Annotated in this window: 24 protein-coding genes and 1 riboswitch; of the genes, 15 read left to right on the top strand and 9 right to left on the bottom strand. The window is 67.6% G+C overall.

The genetic code is table 11. The features are described 5' to 3' along the window. From HUN08_RS05635 to HUN08_RS05625, 3 genes are all read left to right on the top strand, one after another. Positions 1–660 carry a hypothetical protein gene (locus tag HUN08_RS05635; protein ID WP_124248141.1) on the top strand — a complete coding sequence of 220 codons (660 nt, stop codon included), beginning with the start codon at positions 1–3 and terminating at the stop codon, positions 658–660. A gap of 80 nt (positions 661–740) precedes the next feature. Then, positions 741–1,037, top strand: a complete 297-nt coding sequence (locus HUN08_RS05630) for a type VII secretion target (RefSeq protein WP_124248142.1) — start codon at positions 741–743, stop codon at positions 1,035–1,037. 1 nt (position 1,038) lies between these two features. After that, complete coding sequence (locus tag HUN08_RS05625) at positions 1,039–2,013, top strand: C40 family peptidase (RefSeq protein ID WP_124248143.1); 975 nt, start codon at positions 1,039–1,041, stop codon at positions 2,011–2,013. Between the two features lie 19 nt (positions 2,014–2,032). Here the strand turns inward: HUN08_RS05625 and HUN08_RS05620 are convergent, their stop codons facing one another. Together HUN08_RS05620 and HUN08_RS05615 are read right to left on the bottom strand one after the other, a co-directional pair. Beyond that, positions 2,033–2,518 carry a DUF2613 family protein gene (locus HUN08_RS05620; RefSeq protein ID WP_124248144.1) on the bottom strand — a complete coding sequence of 162 codons (486 nt, stop codon included), beginning with the start codon at positions 2,516–2,518 and terminating at the stop codon, positions 2,033–2,035. Positions 2,519–2,591: 73 nt separating this feature from the next. Continuing rightward, positions 2,592–3,806, bottom strand: coding sequence for an AI-2E family transporter (locus HUN08_RS05615; RefSeq protein WP_124248145.1), 1,215 nt, complete (start codon positions 3,804–3,806; stop codon positions 2,592–2,594). 115 nt (positions 3,807–3,921) lie between these two features. Between HUN08_RS05615 and HUN08_RS05610 the strand changes: the two genes are divergently transcribed. Then, on the top strand, positions 3,922–5,223 hold the full coding sequence (locus tag HUN08_RS05610) for a primosomal protein (protein WP_124248146.1): 1,302 nt from the start codon (positions 3,922–3,924) through the stop codon (positions 5,221–5,223). A 275-nt stretch (positions 5,224–5,498) separates the two neighbouring features. On the opposite strand, the gene HUN08_RS05605 is transcribed toward HUN08_RS05610, so the two are convergent. After that, positions 5,499–6,650, bottom strand: coding sequence for an adenosine deaminase (locus tag HUN08_RS05605; RefSeq protein ID WP_124248147.1), 1,152 nt, complete (start codon positions 6,648–6,650; stop codon positions 5,499–5,501). Between the two features lie 258 nt (positions 6,651–6,908). Here HUN08_RS05605 and sdhC point away from each other — a divergent pair, with 258 nt between their 5' ends. The 6 genes from sdhC to HUN08_RS05575 all read left to right on the top strand — a co-directional run bounded on the left by sdhC (position 6,909) and on the right by HUN08_RS05575 (position 12,348). Beyond that, a complete protein-coding gene (sdhC, locus tag HUN08_RS05600) occupies positions 6,909–7,313 on the top strand; it encodes a succinate dehydrogenase, cytochrome b556 subunit (protein WP_124248148.1) in 405 nt (134 codons plus the stop codon). An 11-nt stretch (positions 7,314–7,324) separates the two neighbouring features. Continuing rightward, on the top strand, positions 7,325–7,765 hold the full coding sequence (locus HUN08_RS05595; RefSeq protein ID WP_124248149.1) for a succinate dehydrogenase hydrophobic membrane anchor subunit: 441 nt from the start codon (positions 7,325–7,327) through the stop codon (positions 7,763–7,765). Positions 7,766–7,820: 55 nt separating this feature from the next. Next, on the top strand, positions 7,821–9,575 hold the full coding sequence (gene sdhA / locus HUN08_RS05590; protein WP_124248150.1) for a succinate dehydrogenase flavoprotein subunit: 1,755 nt from the start codon (positions 7,821–7,823) through the stop codon (positions 9,573–9,575). Next, a complete protein-coding gene (locus tag HUN08_RS05585) occupies positions 9,575–10,360 on the top strand; it encodes a succinate dehydrogenase iron-sulfur subunit (RefSeq protein WP_124248151.1) in 786 nt (261 codons plus the stop codon). Before sdhA ends, HUN08_RS05585 begins: the two co-directional genes overlap by 1 nt. Before the next feature lie 134 nt (positions 10,361–10,494). Continuing rightward, positions 10,495–10,956, top strand: a complete 462-nt coding sequence (locus tag HUN08_RS05580) for a hypothetical protein (RefSeq protein WP_124248152.1) — start codon at positions 10,495–10,497, stop codon at positions 10,954–10,956. 51 nt (positions 10,957–11,007) lie between these two features. Continuing rightward, positions 11,008–12,348, top strand: coding sequence for a D-alanyl-D-alanine carboxypeptidase family protein (locus HUN08_RS05575; RefSeq protein WP_301546908.1), 1,341 nt, complete (start codon positions 11,008–11,010; stop codon positions 12,346–12,348). 27 nt (positions 12,349–12,375) lie between these two features. Here the strand turns inward: HUN08_RS05575 and HUN08_RS05570 are convergent, their stop codons facing one another. The 4 genes from HUN08_RS05570 to trpS form a co-directional block, all read right to left on the bottom strand. Further along, positions 12,376–12,861, bottom strand: a complete 486-nt coding sequence (locus HUN08_RS05570; protein WP_124248153.1) for a hypothetical protein — start codon at positions 12,859–12,861, stop codon at positions 12,376–12,378. A gap of 141 nt (positions 12,862–13,002) precedes the next feature. Then, entirely contained in the window at positions 13,003–13,647 is a 645-nt protein-coding gene (locus HUN08_RS05565; RefSeq protein WP_124248154.1) for a hypothetical protein, read from the bottom strand. Between the two features lie 48 nt (positions 13,648–13,695). After that, complete coding sequence (locus HUN08_RS05560; RefSeq protein ID WP_124248155.1) at positions 13,696–14,706, bottom strand: YhjD/YihY/BrkB family envelope integrity protein; 1,011 nt, start codon at positions 14,704–14,706, stop codon at positions 13,696–13,698. Positions 14,707–14,724: 18 nt separating this feature from the next. Beyond that, on the bottom strand, positions 14,725–15,756 hold the full coding sequence (trpS, locus tag HUN08_RS05555) for a tryptophan--tRNA ligase (RefSeq protein ID WP_124248156.1): 1,032 nt from the start codon (positions 15,754–15,756) through the stop codon (positions 14,725–14,727). 110 nt (positions 15,757–15,866) lie between these two features. Between trpS and HUN08_RS05550 the strand changes: the two genes are divergently transcribed. Continuing rightward, positions 15,867–16,724: an exodeoxyribonuclease III gene (locus HUN08_RS05550; protein WP_124248157.1), complete on the top strand. Its 858-nt coding sequence runs from the start codon at positions 15,867–15,869 to the stop codon at positions 16,722–16,724. 149 nt (positions 16,725–16,873) lie between these two features. Beyond that, positions 16,874–17,812: a hypothetical protein gene (locus HUN08_RS05545; protein WP_124248158.1), complete on the top strand. Its 939-nt coding sequence runs from the start codon at positions 16,874–16,876 to the stop codon at positions 17,810–17,812. Positions 17,813–17,855: 43 nt separating this feature from the next. Here HUN08_RS05545 and HUN08_RS05540 read toward each other — a convergent pair whose 3' ends face one another. Continuing rightward, positions 17,856–18,224: a hypothetical protein gene (locus HUN08_RS05540; protein WP_124248159.1), complete on the bottom strand. Its 369-nt coding sequence runs from the start codon at positions 18,222–18,224 to the stop codon at positions 17,856–17,858. 191 nt (positions 18,225–18,415) lie between these two features. Between HUN08_RS05540 and HUN08_RS05535 the strand changes: the two genes are divergently transcribed. Further along, on the top strand, positions 18,416–19,366 hold the full coding sequence (locus HUN08_RS05535) for an acyl-CoA thioesterase (RefSeq protein WP_124248160.1): 951 nt from the start codon (positions 18,416–18,418) through the stop codon (positions 19,364–19,366). Here the strand turns inward: HUN08_RS05535 and HUN08_RS05530 are convergent. Further along, complete coding sequence (locus HUN08_RS05530) at positions 19,363–21,561, bottom strand: PE-PPE domain-containing protein (protein WP_165353487.1); 2,199 nt, start codon at positions 21,559–21,561, stop codon at positions 19,363–19,365. The genes HUN08_RS05535 and HUN08_RS05530 overlap by 4 nt on opposite strands. A 338-nt stretch (positions 21,562–21,899) precedes the next feature. Beyond that, a riboswitch (SAM riboswitch) is annotated at positions 21,900–22,013 on the top strand. A 58-nt stretch (positions 22,014–22,071) separates the two neighbouring features. Between HUN08_RS05530 and HUN08_RS05525 the strand changes: the two genes are divergently transcribed. Continuing rightward, complete coding sequence (locus HUN08_RS05525) at positions 22,072–23,391, top strand: bifunctional o-acetylhomoserine/o-acetylserine sulfhydrylase (protein WP_124248162.1); 1,320 nt, start codon at positions 22,072–22,074, stop codon at positions 23,389–23,391. A 31-nt stretch (positions 23,392–23,422) separates the two neighbouring features. Further along, positions 23,423–24,625 (top strand): homoserine O-acetyltransferase, encoded by a 1,203-nt coding sequence (locus HUN08_RS05520; protein WP_124248163.1) that lies wholly within the window; start codon positions 23,423–23,425, stop codon positions 24,623–24,625.

Raw genomic sequence — 24,625 nt, 5'->3', positions numbered from 1 at the left:
ATGACCAACCAGTACCCGCCGAGCGAGTGGCCCACCGAGCGCATGCCCGGCGACCAGTGGCCGGGCGCCACGACCGGCCCGGTGTATCAGGGCGCGCCCGCTGACGCCTACCCCGCGCCGCGGGCAGCACGCTCGTCCCTGCCGATCGTCCTGGCGGTTCTGCTCGTCGGCGCACTGGCGGTCGTCGGCGTCGCCCTCGGAGTGGTCCTGATCGGCAAGAACGACAAGGCCACCACTCCCGCGCCGAGTGTGGCCGCGCCAGTCAGCCCGGATGTCGTGACCACGACGACGACCACGACCGTCACCGCGCAAACTCCCGCACCCGCGCCCGGGGGCTCCGCGCCCTTCACCGGGACCGACGGCCAGGGCTTCCTGAGCGGCACCGCCCGGTGCAACGTCGACGACCCGGCTGTGTTCATCGGCCGGACGAATCGCTCCGAGGTGGTGGTGTGCCGGGCCGCGTCGAGTTCCGGTGGCCTCTACTACAAGGGGTACGCGGACGGTTCCGCCTCGCCCGACGTGAGTTGGCCGCGGATGATCGGGTCGACCTATGTGTTCACCAGCGGAAACACCACCTACGAGGTGGGTCCATCTGCGCTGACGATCCGTACGCCGGGCGGCGACGTCACCGAGGCGTGGATCGACGTGTGGCGGCGCTGACGAGACGCTAGGCGCGTCGCGGTCGCCGACGCGAAGCGGTGTTGGGGAACCGCCGGGCGTCGCGGTGCGTCCAATTCGACATGACCGTCTCATTGCACGCACCCACCGCACACCGTTTCGCCTCGGACCACGCCGACGTCGGCGCGCGCACGGCCGCCGGAGCCGCGTCGATCCGGGGCGACGCCGGCGCTCTCGTCCCCACCTTCGGACTGATCGGCGCCGAATTCCTCGCCGCGACGGCCGAGGTGCTGGACCGTTGCGCACACCACCTCGACCGAACCGCGGCCCGGCACGTCGACATCGCCGAGTCGACGAGAAGCGGCGTCGAGGCCTACCAGGGCACCGACGCCGCGGCCACCCGCGCGCTGGGGGTGTGACATGACCGGAGTCGACGCCCTGATCGCCCCGCTGCGCGCATTGCTCACCACGCTCGGGACCGGTGATCTCCCGCCGAACAGTCCGGTATCGGCGTTGGAGCGCACCGCGACGGCTTCCCGCCGGGCGGCCGACGACGCCGAGCGCACGGCACGGTCGCTGCCGGGCGGCTGGTCGGGGAACGGTGGTACCGCGGCAGCCGCTGCCGCCCGCTCGGCCGGACGGCGACACCGTCGGTCGGCGGCGACGGGCACGTCGGCGACGGCGATCGTCGAGACGGCGAGTGCGCGAGTCAAGCACGCTGCCACCGAGCTCTCGCGCCTCCTGGATTCCTTTGCCCGAGTGGCGAACTCCCTCGGTCCGACCGTCTACAGCATCGAAGGGCTGATGGCGCTGCTGCCGGTCGCGCTCGACCATGTAGGACGGGGTGCCGCCATCGTCGCGAAGACCCAGCACGAGTTGTCCGGGGATGCGGCCAGGCTCCTCGCCACGGCGAAACACCTGACACCCCAACCGGTTCCGCGCCACTCTCGACCACCGGCCATGCTCGTCGACCACGGCAGGGACGGCAAGCAGCCGACCGACCATTCACTCGCGGTCACCCTCCCCAACGGGAAGACGGTGTACGCGCCCAACGCCCGCGCGGCCACCGCGGTTCGGGCCGCGCTGAGCCAGCGCGGCGTGCCCTACCGGTGGGGCGGGACGACTCCGAACGGCTTCGACTGCAGCGGGCTGACGCAATGGGCCTATCGTCGCGCCGGATTGGAGATCCCCCGGCTGGCACAGGACCAGGACGACGCCGGGGTCCGGGTCGACCAAGCCCATCTCCAACCCGGCGACCTGGCCGTGTGGGACGGACACGTCGCGATGGTCATCGGAGATGGGCTGATGGTGGAGGCGGGCGATCCCGTCCAGGTCAACCCGGTCCGCACCGGCAACCTCGGAATGGGCTTCCAGGGGTTCTACCGGCCGCGGTGAACGGAGTTCGCCGGGCTGACTACTTCAGCCAGGTGGCGACGCCGCCGTGGTCGGCGCAGGTGCCCGAGTGATGCTGACTGGTCGACCAGCTGCCGTCCTTGCACTGGGCGGTCGCGCCGTTCGGCTTGGTCTTGTTGTCCGGCTTGGCGTTCGGCTTCGGCGACGACTTGGGGGCCGGCGACGACTTGGGCGCCGGAGCGGACTTGCTCTTCGGGGTCTTCGATTCCGGCTTCGGCGCGGCCTTCGACTCCGGGCTCTTGGGCGCCGGGCTCGTCTTGCTCTTCGGGGTCTTGGACTCCGGCTTCGGCGCGGCCTTGGACTCCGGGGACTTCTTCTTCGACTCCGGGGCCTTCTTCTTCGGCGCCGGCTTCGGCTTCGACGGCGCGGGCTGCTGCTTGGACGTCGAAGGCGCCGGCGCGGCCTGGGCGGCGGCCCCCACACCGAAGACGAGGCCACCGGCGACCGCGACACCGGCAACGGCGGTGGTGATTGAACGGAACATCATCGGACTCTCCTCCGGATCGACGGGGGCAACGGTCGTCCGACCGCCCCCGCAACGGAGGGTAAACGGCTTTGGCCTAGCCGTCACCACTTGCGCCCGCTATGTCCGAAATAGGGTCTGAACTGGTCCGATCTGCCCGTTTCTCCACGCCGCGGTGACGTATGCGCTGCCACAGCGAGGGTTTGCGCGACTCGTCGTCGTCGCCGGTCGACTCGAAGTCGTCGACCCATGTGGCGCCCTTGTAGACCGAGCGGTACATGTTGACGGTCGTCACGATGATGATCATCAGCACCGGGCCGAACACGATGCCGGCGAACCCGAACATCTGCATACCGGCGAACACCGCCAGCAACATCAGCGCCGGGTGCAGATGTGCGTTGCGGGGCACCAGCATCGGCCGCAGGAAGTTGTCGACGTTGGTAATGACGATCAGGTGGAAGAAGAAGACGAACAGGCCGCCGACGATGTTGCCGGTCAACGCCATCCCGATACCGAGCGGCATGGTGACGATGCCGCTGCCGAGCGGAATGATCGAGAGCACGGTCAAGAAGATGACGAACATGAAGAACGCTTGGTGGATCCCGCCGACATAGATCGAGATGGCGCCGAGGAGCCCCTGCACGAAGGCGATGACGAATTGGCCGCGAACCGTCGCGGTCACCATCGACCCGATCTTCTCGAGGTAGATGTCGGATACCTCGGGCCCGAGCGGGTTGAGATCCTTGAACAACTCGACGACCTTCGACGCGTTGGTCATCAGCGCCAGGAAGACGTAGAGGAAGATGATGGCCATCGTCACCGTCGTCGCGAGGCCGCCCGCCGAATCCCGGGCCAGGCCGAGCGCGAACTTCCCGGCGGCCTCGGCGATGTTGGACACCCAGTCGCGGACCGTGTCCAGCGAGACCGGCTTGACGTGGACGAAGGGCACCTTGGCGATCAGCCCGTTCACGGAGTCGAGCAGATGCTGGCCGACTTTCGTCAGGTCCGTCTTGTCCAGCCACTGCCGCACGCTCGAGACCATCTGGGCGATCTGGATGCCGGCCATCGTGAAGATCCCCGCGAGCGGCACCCCGACGATGAGGATCGCGCTGAGCAAGGTGAGAAACGACGCCAGTCCCGAACTCATCCGCTTGACGAGCCACCGGTAGATCGGCTGGAACAGGTAGGCCAACACCGCCGCGAACGCGATCAAGACCAGATAGTGGCGCAGGAAGTAGGCGCCGAAGCCCAACGCGACGATCGTCATGATCGCGAGCGACCGACGCTCGTTGGGGGTGAACGTCGCCAGCATCGTCCAATCGTAGACAGAAGGGTCGCGGCAGACCGGGCAACGCCGCAGATGTGCGTCGCACGTCGATTGCGGCCCGGGTGGGGCACCCGGGGGATGCCTTCGTTACGCTTTCCCCATGGCCGGAGACATCGTCCCCATTGAGCTGGGTCTCACCGAAGGAAACGCCTACACCCTCTGGGCCCCGCGCTGGCGGGAGGACGACGAGGAGTGGGAGGCCTTCCTCGGGCTGGGCGAGAACCTGTACGGGTTCGACGACGTCGCCCACCTCGTCGGATACATCCGCAGCACCGACGAGGAGCACGACCTCGTCGATCATCCCGAGTGGCCGACGGTCGTCGAGCTGCAGGGCGACGAACTCGTCCCGGACAAGCGGCACACCTACGACCTGATCGGCGTCCCGGAGTTGGCCGCCGAGGACCCGACGCCGCAGAACATCGCCGACCTCGAGGACGCGCTGGAAATCGTCCGCATCCTGGGCGAGGTCTGCGAGATCGCCCCGATCACCAAGTTCTTCAACGGCAATCCGATCCTCGGCGCCGTCACCGCGGGTACCCGCAACTTCGTGGGCCGCGACGGCCAGGACCTCTGGGTCCGCATCGGGCGGCTCATCGCCAAGCACTGGGACGACGTGATCGACTCGCTCGACGAACTGGTCACCACCCCCGACGTCGACGAGGCGGCGGTCGCGGCCGCCGAGGCCGAGTTGGCCGCGGCGGCATCGGCCGAAGACTCCGACGAGCCCGACGACGACGATCTCGACCTGGTCGGCGAGGACGCCGACGGGGCATCGGCCCTCGTCGACTCGGATTCCGACGACGACCGCGACACCGAGGCGGCCGAACTGCTCGACGGGGATATCGACGAGGACGACTTCTGGGTCAACGTCGGCATCGACCCGATCCAGATCACCACCGGCGACGGCGAATACCTGTCGCTGCGCTGCTACCTCGACGACGAGCCGGTCTTCCTCGGCAAGAACGGCACGATCTACGTGTTCACCTCGGTGCGGGCGATCACCCGGTTCCTCGCCGAGGAGGACGACCACGACCTGGCGAAGGTGTCGACCTTCGACGACGTCCGCGCGGCGGCCACCGACGGATCGCTGGAGTTCGAGGTCTTCGAGGACAACGTCTACGTGCTGCCCGGTTTGGCCGAGGACATCGCCGACGGTCCGCGCCGCATCGACGGCGAGCAGCTCGACCTCGCCGTCGAACTGCTCCTCGACGCCGCCGACTACGCCGGCGACGACTCCGCGGGTGAGGCCCTCAGCTCGACCACCCCGCTGGGCTGGTTCGTCGACTATGCGACGAACCCCGACCCCAAGCGGCTGGCGCCGAGTCCGCCCTTCGACAACGAGTCCGAGGTGTTCCGCGCTTTGGTCCACGAATTCGAAGACCGCATCGAGCGCAAGTCCTAGGTCGCGATACGCCGATCAGGCTCGCCTGGTAGCCAGGTGGCCGTGAGACAGTGGTCGAGTGCCGTAGACGGTGGTCGAGTGCCGACGAGGCGCTAGACGCGTTGGTCGAGTGCCGTAGACGGTGGTCGAGTGCCGACGAGGCGCTAGCCGAGTCGGTGTATCGAGACCGCGCTAGACGCGTTGGTCGAGTGCCTTCGAGGCGCTAGCCGAGAAGGTGTATCGAGACCAAGGTGTATCGAGACCAAGGTGTATCGAGACCCCATCTTCTTACAGTCCTAGTCGATCAAACCGGCGACCAATTCGGCATAGCCCGGTTTGATCACCTCGTCGATCAGCGTCATGCGCTCGTCGAACGGGATGAAAGCAGATTTCATCGCATTGACGGCGAACCGCTCGAAATCGGCCCAGTCGTACCCGAATCGATCGGCCAGCAATGCGCATTCGCAGCTCATCGTCGTATCGCCCATGAGTCGGTTGTCGGTGTTCACCGTCACCCGGAACCGCAGGCGGGCGAGGATGTTGAAGGGATGCGACGCCAGGTCCGGCACCGCGCCGGTCTGCACGTTCGACGACGGGCACAGTTCCAACGGAATCCGCTTGTCGCGCACGTAGTTGGCGACGTCGCCCAGCGTCGCGCCGGCGAACGAGGCGTCGGCCGGATCGGCCCCGGACGGGAGCGCGACGTCGTCGATGACCCGGACGCCGTGGCCGAGGCGGTCCGCCCCGCAGTACCCGATGGCCTCCTTGATCGACGGCAGTCCGAAGGCCTCCCCCGCGTGGATCGTGTAGCGCATGCACTGGGCGCGCAGGTAGTCGAAGGCGTCGAGGTGCCGCGTCGGCGGATTGCCCGCCTCCGCACCGGCGATGTCGAAGCCGACCACCCCGTCGCGGCGGAAACGGACGGCGAGTTCGGCGATCTCGGTCGAGCGCGCGGCGTGGCGCATCGCGGTGACCAGGCACCCGACGACGATCGGACGTCCCGCGGCCGCCGCGGCACGCTGACCGTCGGCGAATCCGGCGAGCACCGCTGCGACGACGTCGTCGAGGCTCAGCCCCTGCTCCAAGTGCAACTCGGGCGCGAAGCGCACCTCGGCGTAGACGACGCCGTCGGCGGCGAGATCCTCGACGCATTCGTAAGCCACGCGGCGCAGGGCCGCCTCCGTCTGCATCACCGCAACGGTATGGCCGAAGGTGCGCAGGTACCGGACCAGCGAACCGGCGTTGGCGTTGTCGACGAACCACCGGCGCAGCCGTTCGGGGTCGTCGGTGGGCAGCTCGTCGTACCCCGATTCCCTGGCGAGGTCGATGATCGTCGACGGCCGCAGTCCCCCGTCGAGGTGATCGTGAAGCAGGACCTTGGGGGCGCGCCGCAGTGCCTCGATCGTCACGGCCGGTGGCGATGTGACCGGCGGGGATGGAGTCGTCATCTATCGAGCGTGACACATCCCGAGGGTGAGACATTGTGCACACTGCGATCCCGGCCGCAATATTGCGTTAACAGCTGGTAACCCAGTCTGACCGCGCACTTTCCGACCCAATACCAGAACCTGCATTGGTAAGGCAAACCTTAGTTCCGGAGTGTTAGACGGTCAGATTCCTCGGGTCGGTTTCAGCCGCTTCTTTTCTGGGTTTAGAGTCATGGATATCTGGTCCATTGCAGATCCACGTCGGAGGCCATATTCGCCATGAGCACACCCACCCAGGCACCCGCTCCGGTGCGCAAAGTTTCGCTGTACCGCGGTGATCCGGGAATGTGGGCGTGGGTCCTGCAGCGGATCACGGGCGTCTCGATCTTCTTCTTCCTCTTCGTGCACGTGCTCGACACGGCGGTCATCCGGATCAACGAGGACGACTACAACGCGATCATCCACACCTACAAGTCTCCGATCATCGGCCTCATGGAGATCGGCCTGGTGTTCTGCGTGCTCTTCCACGCCTTCAACGGCGTCCGGGTCATCCTCATCGACTTCTGGTCGAAGGGTCCCCGCTACCAGCGCCAGATGCTGTGGGTGGTCGTAGCCATCTTCGTCGTCGTGTTCGGCCTCGCCGCGGCGCGCCTGCTGCAAATCCTCATCACCCACGCGCTCTGAAGGAATAGCTGATGACCACCGCCGCTCCGCAGCCCGCCAAGACGCTCCTCACCGACCACGACCGCCCGCCGTCACTGGACAACCCGCGCTCCCCGCGCAAGCCCAAGGGCGGGAACTTCGAGAAGTACGCCTGGCTGTTCATGCGCTTCTCCGGAATCCTGCTCATCTTCCTCGTCATCGGGCACATGGCGATCATGCTGACCTGGGACAGCGGCGTGCACCGCATCAGCGCCGACTTCGTCAAGCAGCGCTGGGCCAGCCCCGGCTGGCAGATCTGGGATCTGACGATGCTGTGGCTCGCCGAGCTGCACGGCGGCAACGGTGTGCGCACCGTCATCGCCGACTACACCCGCAAGGACTCCACCCGCTTCTGGCTGAACCTGCTGCTCGGCGTGTCGATGGTCCTGGTCCTCGTCCTGGGCACCTACGCCCTGCTGACCTTCGGCAAGTAGCCGTAGCCAACCCCTCAGCCCAACCGCGACCCTGTCACAAGGAGACCCACCAGCCATGCAGGAACACCGTTACGACGTGGTCATCGTCGGCGCTGGCGGCGCCGGGATGCGGGCGGCCATCGAATCCGCCCCCCGCGCCCGCACCGCGGTCCTCACCAAGCTCTACCCGACTCGCAGCCACACCGGCGCGGCACAGGGCGGCATGTGCGCCGCCCTGGCCAACGTCGAGGAGGACAACTGGGAGTGGCACACCTTCGACACCGTCAAGGGCGGCGACTACCTCGCCGACCAGGACGCCGTCGAGATCATGGCCAAGGAGGCCATCGACGCGGTGATCGACCTGGAGAAGATGGGTCTTCCGTTCAACCGCACCCCCGAGGGCAAGATCGACCAGCGCCGCTTCGGCGGGCACACGCGCGACCACGGCAAGAGCCCGGTCCGCCGCGCCTGTTACGCCGCGGACCGCACCGGCCACATGATCCTGCAGACCCTGTACCAGAACTGCGTCAAGCACGACGTCGAGTTCTTCAACGAGTTCTACGCCCTCGACATCACCCTCTCGGAGAACGAGGACGGCGAGAAGGTCGCCACCGGCGTCGTCGCCTACGAGCTGGCCACCGGCGAGATCCACGTCTTCCACGCGAAGTCGATCATCTTCGCCACCGGCGGCTCCGGCCGCATGTACAAGACCACCTCCAACGCCCACACCCTGACCGGTGACGGCATGGGCATCATCTTCCGCAAGGGACTGCCGCTGGAGGACATGGAGTTCCACCAGTTCCACCCGACCGGGCTCGCCGGCCTGGGCATCCTCATCTCCGAGGCGGTCCGCGGCGAGGGCGGCATCCTGCGCAACGTCGACGGCGAGCGCTTCATGGAGCGCTACGCCCCGACGATCAAGGACCTCGCCCCGCGCGACATCGTCGCCCGCTCGATGGTGCTCGAAGTCCTCGAGGGCCGCGGCGCCGGGCCGAACAAGGACTACGTCTACATCGACGTGACCCACCTCGGCGAGGACGTCCTCAACGAGAAGCTCCCCGACATCACCGAGTTCGCCCGCACCTACCTCGGCGTCGACCCGGTCACCGAGTACGTGCCGGTCTATCCGACCTGCCACTACGTCATGGGCGGCATCCCGACCAACGTCGAGGGCCAGGTCCTGGCGAACAACGAGGAAGTCGTCCACGGCCTGTACGCGGCCGGCGAGTGCGCCTGCGTGTCGGTCCACGGCGCGAACCGCCTGGGCACCAACTCGCTGCTCGACATCAACGTCTTCGGCCGACGCGCCGGCATCGCGGCCGCCGAGTACGCCAACACGCACGACTTCGTCGACATGCCGGAGCACCCGACCGAGATGGTCGACGAGTGGCTCGAGACCGTGCTGTCCGAGCACGGCAACGAGCGCGTCGCCGACATCCGCACCGAGTTGCAGCAGCTGATGGACAACAACGCCTCCGTGTTCCGCACCGAGGAGACGCTGACCACCGCGCTCGACGGCGTGCGGGCGCTGAAGGAGCGCTACAACCACGTGCGCGTCCACGACAAGGGCAAGCGGTTCAACAGCGACCTCCTCGAGGCGATCGAACTCGGCTTCCTCCTGGAGATGGCCGAGGTCACCGTCGTCGGCGCGCTCAACCGCAAGGAGTCGCGCGGCGGCCACGCCCGCGAGGACTACCCCAAGCGCGACGACGCGAACTTCATGAAGCACACGATGGCGTACAAGAAGGGCACCGGCCTGATCGCCGACATCGAACTGGATTACAAGCCCGTGGTCCAGACCCGCTACGAGCCGATGGAGCGCAAGTACTGATGACCGCAACCGTCGAAGAGACAATCACGCAGAACGATCCGCCGCTGCCGCCGGTTCCGGCCGAGGCCCGGATGGTGAACCTGAAGATCGCCCGGTTCAACCCCGAGAACCCCGACGCCGCCGGTTTCGAGACCTTCCGGGTCCCCGCGCTGCCGACCGACCGTCTGCTCAACCTCCTGCTGTACGTGAAGGGCTACCTCGACGGCACCCTCACCTTCCGCCGGAGCTGCGCGCACGGCGTCTGCGGTTCCGACGCGATGCGGATCAACGGCGTCAACCGGCTGGCCTGCAAGCTCCTCATGAAGGACCTGCTGCCCAAGGACGCGGGCAAGGAACTCACCATCACGGTCGAGCCGATCAAGGGCCTGCCGGTGGAGAAGGACCTCGTCGTCGACATGGAGCCCTTCTTCGACGCCTACCGCGCCGTGAAGCCCTTCCTGATCACCAGCGGCAACGAGCCCACCAAGGAGCGCATCCAGTCGCAGAAGGACCGCGCGCGGTTCGACGACACCACCAAGTGCATCCTTTGTGCGTGTTGCACGACGAGTTGCCCGGTCTTCTGGAACGAGGGCTCGTACTACGGCCCGGCCGCGATCGTGAACGCGCACCGCTTCATCTTCGACAGCCGCGACGAGGGTGCGGTCGAGCGCCTCGACATCCTCAACGAGGTCGACGGCGTATGGCGCTGCCGCACCACCTTCAACTGCACCGATGCCTGCCCCCGCGGCATCCAGGTCACCCAGGCCATCCAGGAGGTCAAGCGCGCGCTGATGTTCTCGCGCTGATCCCTACGGCACCGACCACCGCGAGCCCCGTCGATTCTCCTTCTCGACGGGGCTCGCGCCTTTTGCAATGCCCGCCGGGAGGAGCGTTCGGGCGCCGGAGGGATCCGTTCGGCGCGCCGGTGCGTCTAAGGAATATGACCGCAACGCTGATCCGCATCCTGTCCGCCTCCTTCCTTCTTCTCTGGCCGCCCCTGGCCGCGAACGCCCCGGCTCATGCCGCCCCGCCGCGCACTCCGCCGACATCGGCCCTTCCCTCGTCCGCACCGTCGCCTCCCGCACCCGCCGCGGTCGCGTCGAAGGGTGACCGGATCGCCCTCACGCTCGTCTCCGACGTGCGCGAGAACGGTGTGTCGGCCTGGTACGACTCGTTGGCCCGGCCCCGCCGGCAGGAGCAGACCGTCCTCGTCGAGCAGTCCGGACCCGACCGTCTCTGGACGTCGACGCTCGTCTACACGGCGCAGACGGCCGTGCGATTGACGGTCGACTTCACCACCGAGGGTGAACTGGCGCGCTGCATCGTCGCTCGCAACGGTGAGATCATCGACGCGCAGACCTCGGTGGATCGCGGCGGCCAGGTCAGGTGCGCGGCGCGGTGAGCGCGCCGTCGCGGTCCGACTCCGGACCGCCGCGCCTTGTTAGGGTTGGGCGTGCACTTCTCGGGGGACTCACGCGGCTACCGTCGCGCCGTTCGCGGCGCCGCCGTCGTCGTGGCCGGATCGTTTATCGCGGCAACCGCCTTCTTCGGCTCGACGGTAGGGACCGCCAGATCGCTAGCGGAGCCGCCCGGGTTCGACCCGGCCGCGGTTCCGACCACCCCGGCGACCGACCACTGCCCGCACAAGCTGGCCGCACCGGCACCGGTCGACACCTCGGAGGTGCCGAAGCCGGGGATGACCGCACCCAAGCCGCTCCCCGTTCAGGAACCGCCGATCGGTGGACCCCGACTCGGCGAGTGCGGGGTCATCACCGCGACCGGGATGGGGGCGCCGCCGGCGCGCCTGACGTCGGCGGCGTGGCTGGTCGCCGATCTCGGAACCGGCGACGTGCTCGCCGCGAAGGATCCGCACGGACGCTACCGCCCGGCGTCGACGATCAAGGTGCTGCTGGCACTGGTGGCCCTCGACGAGTTGCAACTCGACTCCCCCGTCGTCGTCGAGAAGTCCGAGTGGGAGACCGAGGGCGACTCGTGCGGCACCGGGCCGCGCGGCCGCTACACGAACCGCGACATGCTGACCGGGCTGCTCATGGTCTCCGGCAACGACTGCGCGATGGTGATCGCCCGTGAACTCGGCGGCGTCGACGCGACGCTGACCAAGATGAACGACCGCGCCAAGAAGCTCGGCGCCCTCGACACGCGTGCGGCCTCGCCGTCGGGTCTCGACGCGCCCGGGATGTCGGTCTCGGCCTACGACCTGGCGCTGATCTTCCGTGCGGCACTGCGGAATCCGACGTTCCGCCAGCTCATCGGCACCCGGCAATACCGCTTTCCCGGATACCCGCCGCGCCCGGAGATCCCCGGCGACCCCGACCACCCGGCCTACGACATGTTCACGTCGAACAACCTGCTCGTCGAGGGCTATCCGGGGGTGATCGGCGGCAAGACCGGGTACACCGACGATGCGCTCAAGACCTTCGTCGGCGCCGCGCACGTCGGCTCGCGCGACGTGCTGATCGTGCAGCTCTACGGTTTGTCGGTGGAGACGTCGTCCTACTGGACGCAGGCCAAGGACCTCCTGGCCTGGGGCGGCCGCGCGCCGACCGGCGCGTCGATCGGAACACTCGACGCGGTGTCGTCGCAGAAGACGACCGGCAAGGCGTCGGGCCCCTCCCCCACTTCCGTCCCGAGTCACCCGATTGCCGCACCGGCGGGCGAGCCGGCGTCCCAGCCGACCGGCATCCTCGGCAACAGCCTGGTCCTCGGCCTGATCGCCGCCGTCGTGGTCGGCGGTCTCGGCTTCCTCGGGATCCGCATCATCTCCAAGCGCTGACGACGGCCATCCGAAGGACTATGGGGCTCAGTAGCCCCAGTCCGGGTTTCCGTTGCACTTGAAATCTGTGCAGATCTTCTTCCAGTCAAACTTCCACAGCCCGCCCTCGCGGATGTAGTAGAAGTTCATCGACGTCGCCGGGAACCCGGCCATGACGCCGTCGCCGCGAGCCTTCATGCGGTTGCCGGTGATCGTCGGGCTCGAGAAGCGACCGCTGATGGAGAAGAAGTCGTACGACGACGACATCGCCATCACGCTCTTGACCGACTTCTGCACCTTCGGCGTATCACCCTTGTAGGTCACGGCCAGTTTGGGCCCCATCGGGATGCTCGGGTTCCAGAACGCGGCGAACTGGCGCTCGAGCTGGTTGGCGGAGGGCTTCTCGGAGCGGACGCTCAGCCACGACGCCGTCGACCCTCTCACCCCCACGTCCGCCTGTGCGGGCGCAGTGAGACCGGCGGCGACGAGCAGCGCGAAGAAGCCTGCCGCTATCGCACGAATCAGTGTGGACATGCGTTTACCTCCAGATTGGCCATTTGTTTGGCAAGGCAAACCTAACATAGCGCAGTAGGCAGCACTAGATTCGGCGGCCCCTCACGCGCGACGGTCGGGCTGGACCTCGTCGACGGGCTCGGTGGCGCACCAAGCGTTGACTCAGTCGGGCAGCTTCTTAAGCGTCAGCTTTGCTTGTTTGCGAACCTCGCTGTCGGGATCGTCGACGTACTGCTCAATCGTCGGATGCAAGCCACTCGGCAACGGCTTGAACTGTCGCATCGAGCGGAGGCAGAAGGGGCGGACGCTCGGATCGGCAAGCTGGTCGACGACGAGCTGCAAACCTTCGTCGATCCCCTGCTTACAGATCCAATCGATGATGCCAGCCCGACCGTATCCAAGGCTGCGGTCGGCGGCCGCCGCCGACATCCGCTTATAGTCGGTCGGCACTGCCAGGTAACCGAGCGCGTTCCCAACGGCGGCCATATTCACCTCGGGCATCGGTGGCTCGACATACAGCTGGTCGAAGAGCACCGGCACCGCCTCGGTACCCATCGCGTCAATGGTCGTCAGCGTCCGGGCCAGCGTTTCGCGCAATTGAGCGATCTCACGCGGATCTGTCAGCCGCGACTTGCTCTCTACGTTGCGCAACCAATCGGTGAGTAGCGGGATCAGTTCGGGATAACGTTCGTTGGTCCTGATGAGATCGTTGACCGTACGAAAGGGTAGCTTTGCCTTCTTGCTCACCTTCGTGATGTCTGCGGATAGGAGGTCAAACGCCCTGATTCGCTCGGGGGAGAACGCCATTAATTCAATACCTTCGGAATAATCTTGATCAATCCTTGCGCCTCCAGGTCACGTGGCCGGCTCATCGTCAACGGAAGCCTTATCGTCGGACTCCTCCTCATCGGACTTCTCGTCGTTGAGCAGGTATCCGGCGTTGACCGGATCGGTGGCGCACCAGGCGGTGGCGTAGAACATGAGCCGGGCGATCAGGTTGATCACGATCATCACCGTGATGATCGAGCCGAAGGCCACCCCGGCCGGACCGCGACTGGTGGCCTCGATGACCCGGCCGGCCACCGTCTTGAGGATTTCCATCGCGATCGCCGCGACCAGACCTGCCTTCGCGGCATTGCGCAACGGCAGGTTGACCAGCGGAACCTTGGCCAGCACGAAGGTGAGCAGCGGCCACAGGATGAGAATGGCCAGGATCGGCACGGCGATCTGGAAGGCGACGACCGCGGCATGCCAATAGTCGAGGTTGAGCCACACCAGCAGCCAATCCAGCACGCCGCCGGAATTGAGCACCGTCAGCCCGATCGACACCGTGAACCCCAGGCCGAGCACCACGAACATCCCCAGGTCGTACACCTTGCCCAGGATCGGATTGCGGCTGACCCGCCCACCCCAGATGGCGGTCATCGCCTCGCGCAGACCGGAAATCCAGTTGAGCCCGGTCAGGGCCGCACCGGCCAAACCGACGATGCCGACGGTGGTACGCGAGTTCACCGCCGAGTCCATCGCCTTCGCGACCGTCTCGCCGAGACCGCCGGGCATCGCGTCGACGATCGACTGCCGGAAATGGTCGAGCAGGTCGACGTGGGCGTTCAAGATGAAACCGGCCACCGCGAATCCGACCATCAGCATCGGCACCATTGCGATAACCGTGCGGAAGCTCATCGCCGCCGCGAAGGCGCCGCCGAAGTGCTCGTCGTGGCGTTTGAGCGCGACGACGATCCGGTCGATGATCGGCATCCGCTTGCGCAGCGCGTCCCACACCCCGGTCACCCACGCGATGACGCGCTCGACGACCGCGGAGGCAGTGCTCCAGGCGGCGGCGAGGGGCGGGGGCAGGGAGGGCATCGGACCTCGAAAGTACCGTTATCGCGCCGACGGCGCGAGGAACCCGACCTTGTCGTAGACCCGCTGCAAGGTCGGCGCGGCCACGGCACGGGCCTTGGCGGCACCGGCCGCGAGGATGCCGTCGAGATGATCGGGGTCGGCGAGCAGTTCGTCGACCTTGCCGCGCAGCGGGGTGACGAACTCCGTGAGCGCATCCGCGGTGTCGACCTTCAGGTGGCCGTATTGCTTGCCCTCGTAGCCGGCGACCAGCTCGTCGACCGAACGCCCGGTGAGCGCCGACTGAATCGTGAGCAAATTGGACACTCCCGGCTTCTTCTCGCGGTCGAAGGCGATCACCGAGTCGCTGTCGGTGACGGCGGAACGGATCTTCTTGGCCGAGCGCTTCGGCTCGTCGAGCAGGTTGATCAGCCCGGCGTCGGACTCGGCCGACTTGCTCATCTTCGCCGTCGGGTTCTGCAGGTCGTAGATCTTGGCGAACTCTTTGACGATGTACGGCCTGGGCACGGTGAACGTCTCGCCGAACCGGGTGTTGAACCGGTTGGCGAGGTCGCGCGTCAGCTCGAGGTGCTGGCGCTGGTCCTCACCGACGGGCACGTCGTCGACCTGGAAGGCGAGGATGTCGGCGGCCATCAGAATGGGGTAGGTGAACAGGCCGACACCGGCGGCCTCGGTTCCCTGCCGGGCGGACTTGTCCTTGAACTGGGTCATCCGGTTGGCCTCGCCGAAGCCGGTGATGCAGGAGAGTACCCAGGTCAGCTGGGCGATCTCCGGGATGTGTGACTGCACGTAGATCGTCGACCGGGCCGGGTCGACGCCCAGCGCCAGCAGCTGCGCGACGCTGACCCGGGTGCGTTCCCGCAGTTTCTTCGGGTCGGTGGCGACGGTGATCGCGTGCATGTCCGGGATGAAGTAGAAGGCGTCGTCGAACTCGTCCTGCAGTTCGACCCACTGCTTCACCGCACCCAGGTAGTTGCCGAGGTGGAAGGAATCGCTGGTGGGCTGGATGCCCGACAGCACCCGCACGTGGCGGGCCGGCTTGTCGTCACTCATACCTCCAGTCTTTCAGATGTACCGCGCGCCAACAGGCCGGGGCGAGGTGACGCCGTGTCGGCCGGTTCCCCGACTCGCCCGGTGTCGGTGCACCCGGATACCGTGGCCGGGTGAGCACTTTCTCGGTAACGACGGTCAACGTCAACGGCATCCGCGCCGCGGTCAAGGAACGCTCGGCGGAAAACCTCGGCCTGCTTCCGTGGTTGGCCGAACTGGACTCCGATGCCGTTGCCCTGCAAGAGATCCGGGCCACCGAGGAGCAGGCGCGCGAAGCCCTGGCCCCGGCACTCGACCAGGGGTGGCAGCTGCAGATGAGCGAGTCGACGGTGAAGGGGCATGCGGGTGTCGGCGTCCTCACCCGTGTCGAGCCGACGACGGTCCGCGCCGGATTCGGCAGCGCCGAGTTCGATTCGCTCGGCCGCTACCTCGAGGTCGACGTGCCGACGGCGACCGGACCGATCACCGTCGCGAGCCTGTACCTGCCGAAGGGCGCCGTCGACCCGGCACACACGTCGACGGCGACCGAGACCGACGAGCGGAAGTTCGCCGAGAAGAAGCGCTTCCTCGACGAGTTCGGCGCGCACCTGGCTTCGACGCGTGCCGCTGGCTGTCATGCGATCGTCGGCGGCGACTGGAATATCGCCCCGGCCGAGAACGATCTCAAAGCCTTCAAGACGAATAAGCGCAGCCCGGGCTTCCTGCCGCACGAGCGCGAATGGATCGCCTCGCTCCTCGACGACGGCTGGGCCGACGTCATGCGCGACCTCACCGGCGATGTCCCCGGCCCGTACACCTGGTGGTCGTGGCGCGGGAAGTCCTTCGACAACGACGCGGGGTGGCGCATCGACTTCCACCTGGTCACCCCCGCGTTGGCGGCCAGTGCGGTGAAGTCGTACGTCCACCGCCCGAGCGCCTACGACCTGCGCTGGTCCGACCACAGCGCCGTCACCACCGTGTTCGACATCTGACGTCCGAAGTCCGCTCGGCGCAACGGATTACGACCACATACGAGCGCCAATCCGTTGCGCTATCCACAGTTTCGGGTTGTCCCCAGGTTGGCTTCCGCGGGACGGTCCACTCGCCTGTCCGGGTACGCGCAAGCCACACACTCAGATGCGTGAACCTCGTGGATCTCCTCGACCACCAAGACGGCGTGCTCACCCGGAAGCAGGCGCTGGCTCGTGGCCTGACGGCACCAGAGCTCCGAGGCAAGCTCCGTCGACGCGAATGGGTCCCGATCTGGCCCGGCGTATATGTGACTCACAACGGCCCGCCGACGTGGTCGCAGCACTCGTGGGCGGCAGTTCTCTCGACCACCGGCGCAGCGCTGGCCCATCAGTCCGCGCTAAGGGCGGCCGGATTGGCGATGCCGCGCTCGAAGTCCGTCCACATCGTCGTCGGACGCTTCCGCACTGTGACACCGCGGGCCGGCATCGTCGTCCATCACTGCGAACAGATCGACGACCGCGTGCTGTGGAACGCCCGGCCGCCGCGTCTTCGCGTCGAGCATGCCGTCCTTGATGTGGCAGAATCCGCCGCCACCGAGATGCAGGCCATTGCGAGCATCGCCGATGCGGTGCAGGCGCGCGTCACCACGGCGGCCCGGTTGAGTGACGCCCTGGCAGGCAGGTCGCGGGTCAGGCGCCGCAAACTCCTCCAAGCCGTGCTGGCCGACACCGCTGACGGCGCCTGCTCGGTGCTAGAGCACGAATATCTCCGCAACGTCGAGCGCGCCCACCGACTCCCCCGCGGCCGACGCCAAGCACGCACAACCGTGGGACGCCCGGGGTTTCGCGATGTCGACTACGACGAGCATCACCTGATCGTCGAGCTAGACGGACGATTCCCACACGACAGCGCGAAGGCTCGCGATCGAGATATGGAGCGCGACCTCGACGCCGCCGTCGGAGCCGACCGACGCACGCTTCGACTCGGCTGGGGGCAGGTGTACGAGCGCCCGTGCGGCACCGCGCTCAAGGTCGCGACGATGCTGCGCAAGCTGGGATGGGCCGGCACGTTTCAGCGCTGTCCGAAATGCGGCAGCGCAACGGATTGAGACCACATACGAGCACCAATCCGTTGCGCTGAGCCGTCCCTCGTCAGTTGAGGATTCCCGGCCTGATGCTGGTGAGAGCGTCCACCACCGTCGAATCAGGGGATCGCATGCACATGAGGTTGGCGAGTGTGGCGTTGAGACTGACGTTCTTCTTGTCCGGGCCGAGGATGGCCTTCACCACGGATTGTTGGACCGGCTCCGGCGCGACCGTGTAGGCGCGGCAGCTCATCGTCGCGTAGTCGGCCGGCGGCGGCGGGAGGTTGGACGGCCCGGAGTCGTCGATGTACGGGGTGCTCATCTCCACCGAGCTGATCGTCGGATTCGCGTGCGGCGTGCCTTCGACCGCGCACCCGGAAACGGTGACGACGAGGGCCGCGACAGCAGCGGCGAGGGGCATGCGACGCGTATTCATTCCCCAGACTTTAGGCGCCCGCACTCCCGCCCGCCGCCCGACAGTCGGCCGACGACGATTGTTGTGCCCAGTTGGCGTCGGCGTTTCCGTCAGATCACCGACTCCGCACCACCCCGACCGGGCACGTGGTGAGGATTTCGCCCACGGCACGATGGCTGCACGACCACGCCCGCCGCCCCTCAGGAGATGCCATGACTCAACCCGGCACGATCACTCTGCGCTTCCTCGCCGCCCCCACCGACGTCGCCTCGCTGGGCGGCGCGGTGCGCGGCGGCCGCCTGCTGAACTGGATCGACAAGGCTGCCTACGCGTGCGCCGCGGCGTGGTCGGGCGGCTACTGCGTGACGGCCTACGTCGGCAACGTCCGGTTCTCCCGCCACGTCGTGGCCGGCGACCTCGTCGAGGTCGACGCCCGGATCGTCTACACCGGCAGTTCCAGCATGCATCTGATGTGTACCGTCTCGTCGGCCGATCCCTACACCGGCGAGTACCGTGAGGTGAGCGACTGCCTGGTCGTCCTCGTCGCACTCGACCAGGACCGCCGACCGCGACCGGTACCCGCGTGGCGGCCGACGACGCTGGGCGAGATCGCCGAAGCGGAATCGGCTATCGCCCGGATCGGATTGCGCAAGCGGATCGAGGTCGAGATCGACTCGGCCGTCTACAGCCCGGCGGGCACCGCGCCACGGGCGACGATGAGATTTCTCGCCGCGCCGACCGACGTCAACTGGGGTGGTAACGCGCACGGCGGCCGGATCATGGAGTGGATGGACGAAGCCGCCTACCTCTGCGCGGCGCAGTGGACCGGCGGCAACTGCGTCTCCGCCTATGTGGGCGGCGTGCGGTTCTATTCGCCGGTCCACATCGGCGACGTGGTGCGCACCCGCTCCCGACTGCTGCACACCGGTCGTCAGACCATGCACATCGGCGTGCAGATGAGCGCCGCGGACCCGCGCACCGGAGTCTTCCGCGACACCGGGCACGCCCTGGCGATCGTCGCCGCCATCGACGACGACGGGGATGCGACCGAGGTCCGGGCATGGCATCCCGTCACCGACGAGGACGTCGCGCTCGACGCCCACGCCCGCGAGCTCATCCGCCTACGCGGTGAAGTCCCCCGCGCGCCGCTGCACGTGTGTTAGCCGCCAGCACCGCCGAAGCCACTCGGGCTCGGACTGCCGCCACCGGCACCACCGCCCGGGTTGCCAGCGCCACTCGGGTTACCACCACCGTTGCCGCCACCACTCGGGCTACCGCCGCCACTGGAATTGCCACCGTGCATCCAGCCGGGCGTGCCGCCGGACCACCCGGACTGCCCGCCGCCGTTGCCGTAGCCAGTGCCGGTGTTGTTCTGCTGCGGCGGGCTGTACTGCTGCGGAGCCTCGGGGACGGCCGGGGCTTGCGGTACGGCCGGGGTTTGTTGCGGAACCACCGGCGCCGGTGCCTGCGGAGCGGGCGTCTGCGCGGTGGGCGGCTGCCCGGTGGGTGGCTGCGCAGCACCGTGACCCCACCATCCGCCCGGACGACCCGATTCGGTCGGACCTGAGTCGGTCGGCCCCGGGTTCGGGGTGGACCACCGACGAGTGCGGGAGTCCGACGTCGACGGTGTGCCCTGATCGGCCGGTGTTCCCTGATGGGAGGGGCTGCCCTGCTCGCCGACCCGGCCCGGGACGCTTTGGTCCGCGTTGACCGCCCCCGACTTCACGTCGGGTGTGGTGGTCGGCGACTGGTGACCCGCGGCCTTCTCGTCCACCTTCGTGCCGACGACCGGCCCGGATGCGACGGCACCTCCCGCAGCCGCCGCCCGGTAGAGGCCGGTGTCCTGCACGTCGGCGACCTTCGAGAGCAGGACGGACTTGTCGGCCACCGGTGTGGACGCCGCCGAAACGGTCTGCGGTGTCGCACCCGTGGTTCCCCACCCCACCGGGCCGCCGCCGTCGCTCCAACTCGGCGTCAGACTCCAGTCCCTGGACACGTCGGGAATCTGACCGAGGGCCTGAATGGTCTTGACCGTCGAACCGGAGAACACGTCCTGGTGGGCGATCAGCTGGCTGAGCTGGTTGCCCCAGAAGATCGTCCCGTTGACCGGGATCAGCACGATGCTGACGACGCTCATGCCGATCGCCTTCGCGGCATCCACCAACGGTCCGGTCCCCTGGCCACTGATCGCCGGGACGATCGCGCCGAGGAGATTCCCGAAGGTGAGCACGTCGGGGAGGTAGCCACCCGAGTGATAGGTGAGGTACGGCAGCTTCGGCAACGCGTTGTAGACGAGGTCCACCACCGGCTGCAGATCCGCGAGGTTCGCGTGCGGGAGGATCCCGTTGATGTTCAGGACGCGGTTGATCTCGCCGAAGAAGTCGGGGATGTCGTGGATGCCCAGCTGATCGCCGAGTTGGCTGACCAACCGGCCGATCGAGGACTCCTGCGGCTTGGTGCACAGCGTGCCGCCGCCGTTGCTCAGCGTCTGACAGTTGTTCGCCCCGGTCCACGTCGACGGGTCTTCCCAGTCCCATCGGTCGGCGGTCGGCCCCTGGGTGCCCCAGTTCCCGGCTCGCGGGTAGTCGCCGTGCTTGATGAAATAGCCGATCAGCCCGTCGATCGCGCCGAGCGGGTCGTGGATGAGATCGGGCAGGTCGCAGATGGGGTCGCCCTGGCTGCAGACCGAGACGATGCTGTCGGCGAGCACGCCGAATCCGCCGCGTGAGCCGGTCATCGTCAAACCGGGGATGACGCCGAGGAAGCTCTGCTCGATGCCGCGCCCCGACTCGCGCCCCGCTTGACGCGGATCGGAGTACAGAATTCCGCTGATGCCCTCGGCGGAGGGCGCACCGGCTTTGCCCTGACCGATGTCCGCCAAGACGTCGCCGGCGACCCGCGCGCCCTGCGAGTACCCGACCACCTGGATGTGGCCGGTCTTGTCCGTCGCGTCCTTGTCGGGGTCGACGACGCCGCATTTGGACTGGTACTCCGAGATCGCGGCACTCGTCGCGGCCTTGCCCATCGCGACATCCTGGTTGTAGCCGACCGTGCCGGCCGGCCACAGGGTCGTCGGATAGCCGACGACGATCACGTCTTTGCCCTGCGCCTTCGCCGAGTCGATGATCCCGCCCATCGAGCCGCGCCCGGTCGGATCGTTGGTGCCCGGCACGACGACGACGGCGCCGTTCTGCGAACAGGCCGCGTGCGCACCGCCCGGGGGACTCAAGAACGAGGCGCCGAGCGCGACGGCTCCGGCAATACCGGCGATCGCCGTGGCTCGCTTGGCACCCGTCCAACGCTGGCGGGTGCGGTGTTCGCCGGTGACCGGCGTGTCGTCGACGATGGGGGCTGTCATGTCAACGGTCTCCTGTGGACTCGTTCGAACCCCGGCTGACCTGGGCTCGGATCCAATGTGGCTGCGCCAGACCACGACTCGACGCATCTGGAAACGTGCGTTGCTGTGGGCGGGCTTTGTCAGTGTAAACCGCTATGACTCAGATCACAGGAAAACTTACTGATAAGTCAGTTGACTTCTCTATAACCGCGGCCGAACGGGTGCCGGAGACGGCGGCGTGACCCACATCACCCCGAGATCTCGGACAAAGCGGGCTGCAGGTGGTCAAACTCAGGTTGCGCTCACGCTGAATCCAGACCCGTCAAGGCCGCGAATACCCGTGTTATATCCTTGATGCAGGTCCAGAGCGTCAGCGCCAAGCCCCGGCTTGCTGACCGGCAACCCTCCACCGCGGTGGGGTGCTCCCGGGTGATGACCTGGTCGTGCGGCAAACCGCACGGCAAGCGCGGGTCCGACGGTCGGGCCCAGTGTTCGGGGAGACCCGGACCGACCGGAAGGTATTGAAGAACCATGTCCCAAACCCCCGAGGATCCCACCGCCGGCTGGAGCTTCGAAACGAAGCAGGTCCACGCAGGTCAGGTAGCCGATCCGGCGACCAACGCGCGGGCCCTGCCGATCTACCAGACGACGTCGTACACGTTCAACGACACGACGCATGCCGCGAACCTCTTCGGTCTGGCCGAACCCGGCAACATCTACACCCGCATCATGAATCCGACCCAGGACGTTGTCGAGCAGCGCCTCGCCGCCCTGGAAGGCGGCGTCGCGGCCCTGCTGCTCGCGTCGGGCCAGGCCGCGGAGACCTACGCGATCCAGAACATCGTGGAGGCCGGCGGCCACGTCGTCGCCAGCCCGCGCCTCTACGGCGGCACCTACAACCTGCTGCACTACACGCTGCCGAAGTTCGGCATCGAGACGACCTTCGTCGAGAATCCCGACGACCCGGAGTCGTGGCAGGCCGCGGTGCGACCCAACACCCGCGCCTTCTTCGGCGAGACGATCTCCAACCCGAAGATCGAGATCCTCGACGTCCCCGCCGTTTCCGAGGTCGCCCACCGCAACGGCGTCCCGCTGATCGTCGACAACACCGTCGCGACCCCGTACCTGCTCAACCCGCTCGAGCACGGCGCCGACATCGTCGTGCACTCGACCACCAAGTGGATCGGCGGACACGGCACCTCGATCGGCGGCGTCATCATCGACGGCGGCAACTTCGACTGGTCGGTGCAGCGCGACGGAAAAGACCTCTTCCCCGGCTTCACCCAGCCCGACCCCAGCTACGGCGGGGTCAAGTTCGTCGACCTCGGGGCCCCCGCCTACGCGCTCAAGGCCCGCGTGCAGCTGCTGCGCGACACCGGTGCGGCGATCTCGCCGTTCAACGCCTTCCTCACCGCACAGGGTCTGGAGACCTTGAGCCTGCGCGTCGAGCGGCACGTCGAGAACACCAAGAAGGTCGCCGACTTCCTCACCAAGCACCCGCAGGTGGAGCAGGTCAACTACGCCGGCCTGGAGTCCTCGCCGTACTACGCGCTGGGCCAGAAGCTGCTGCCCAAGGGCACCGGTTCGGTCATCAGCTTCGAGCTGGCCGGCGGCGTCGAGGCAGGCAAGAAGTTCATCGACGCGTTGACCCTGCACAGCCACGTCGCCAACATCGGCGACGTGCGCTCGCTGGCGATCCACCCCGCGTCGACGACGCACAGCCAGCTGTCCGGCGACGAGCAGGTCACCGCGGGCGTCTCCCCGGGCCTGGTCCGCCTGTCGGTGGGCATCGAGGGTGTCGACGACATCATCGCCGACCTCGAGCGCGGCTTCGCGGCGGCCAAGGGCTAGCGACGAGGAGACAGCGATCAGCGAGGCCGAAGTGACCATCCTGCACAGCCGCCGACACGGCGCGGACACCACGTCCGCACCGTCGTCGGCGGCTGAGCCGACCGGGCAGGATGTTCCGGCTCCGCCGGAGTGGGCGACGACTCCCGACGGATCGCTGCACCAGATCGGCATCGGCCCGATCGCCCTCGACGGCGGGGAGACCATCCCCGACGTCACGATGGCGTTCTCCCGTTGGGGACAGCCGAACGCGGCGCGCGACAACATCGTCCTGGTCTTGCACGCGCTGACCGCCGACACCTACATCACCGGCCCCGCCGACGCCGCGCACGCGGCCCCGGGATGGTGGGACGGGCTGATCGGTCCCGGCGCGGCCCTCGACACCGACGAGTGGTGCGTCATCGCGGCCAACGTCCTCGGCGGCTGCAACGGCTCCACCGGCCCGTCGTCGACCGCCCCCGACGGAAAGCCGTGGGGTTCGCGCTTCCCGCAGCTCACCGTGCTCGACCAGGTGCGCGCCGAGGCGGCGTTGCTCGACGAACTGGGCGTCACCTCGGTGGCCGCCGCGGTCGGCGGGTCGATGGGCGGCGCCCGTGCCCTGGAATGGGCCGTCACGTACCCCGAGCGGACCCGCGCGGCACTGGTGCTGGCCGTCGGGGCCCGGGCCACCGCCGATCAGATCGGCACGCAGACCACGCAGATCGCCGCCATCAAGGCCGACCCCGCGTGGCAGGGCGGCGATTACCACGGCACCGGCATCACCCCGACGACGGGCATGGGCGTCGCGCGCCGCATCGCGCACCTGACCTACCGCCACGAACTCGAACTCGACGAGCGGTTCGCGAATTCGGCTCAGGGACAAGAGGATCCGCTGCACGGCGGTCGGTATGCGGTGCAGAGCTACCTCGACCACCAGGCCGAGAAGATCATCGCCCGCTTCGACCCCGCGTCGTACGTGGCGCTGACCGAGGTCCTCAACAACCACGACGTCGGGCGCAACCGCGGCGGAGTGCGGGCCGCGCTCGCCGCCTGCCAGACACCGGTCATCGTCGGCGGGATCGACACCGATCGGCTCTACCCGATCCGGCTGCAGGAGGAACTCGCCGAGTTCCTCGGCAACTGCGTCGGCGGACTGCGCGTCGTGAAGTCGGTCTACGGCCACGACGCGTTCCTCATCGAATACGACGCCATCGCCGATCTGCTCGCGCAGACCGTCGACCTCGCCCGCCGTTCCTGA

The organism is Gordonia sp. X0973 (assembly GCF_013348785.1).
GTDB lineage: Bacteria > Actinomycetota > Actinomycetes > Mycobacteriales > Mycobacteriaceae > Gordonia.
The sequence above is the reverse complement of the archived record's forward strand: the minus strand, read 5'-3'. Positions and strand labels throughout refer to the sequence as shown.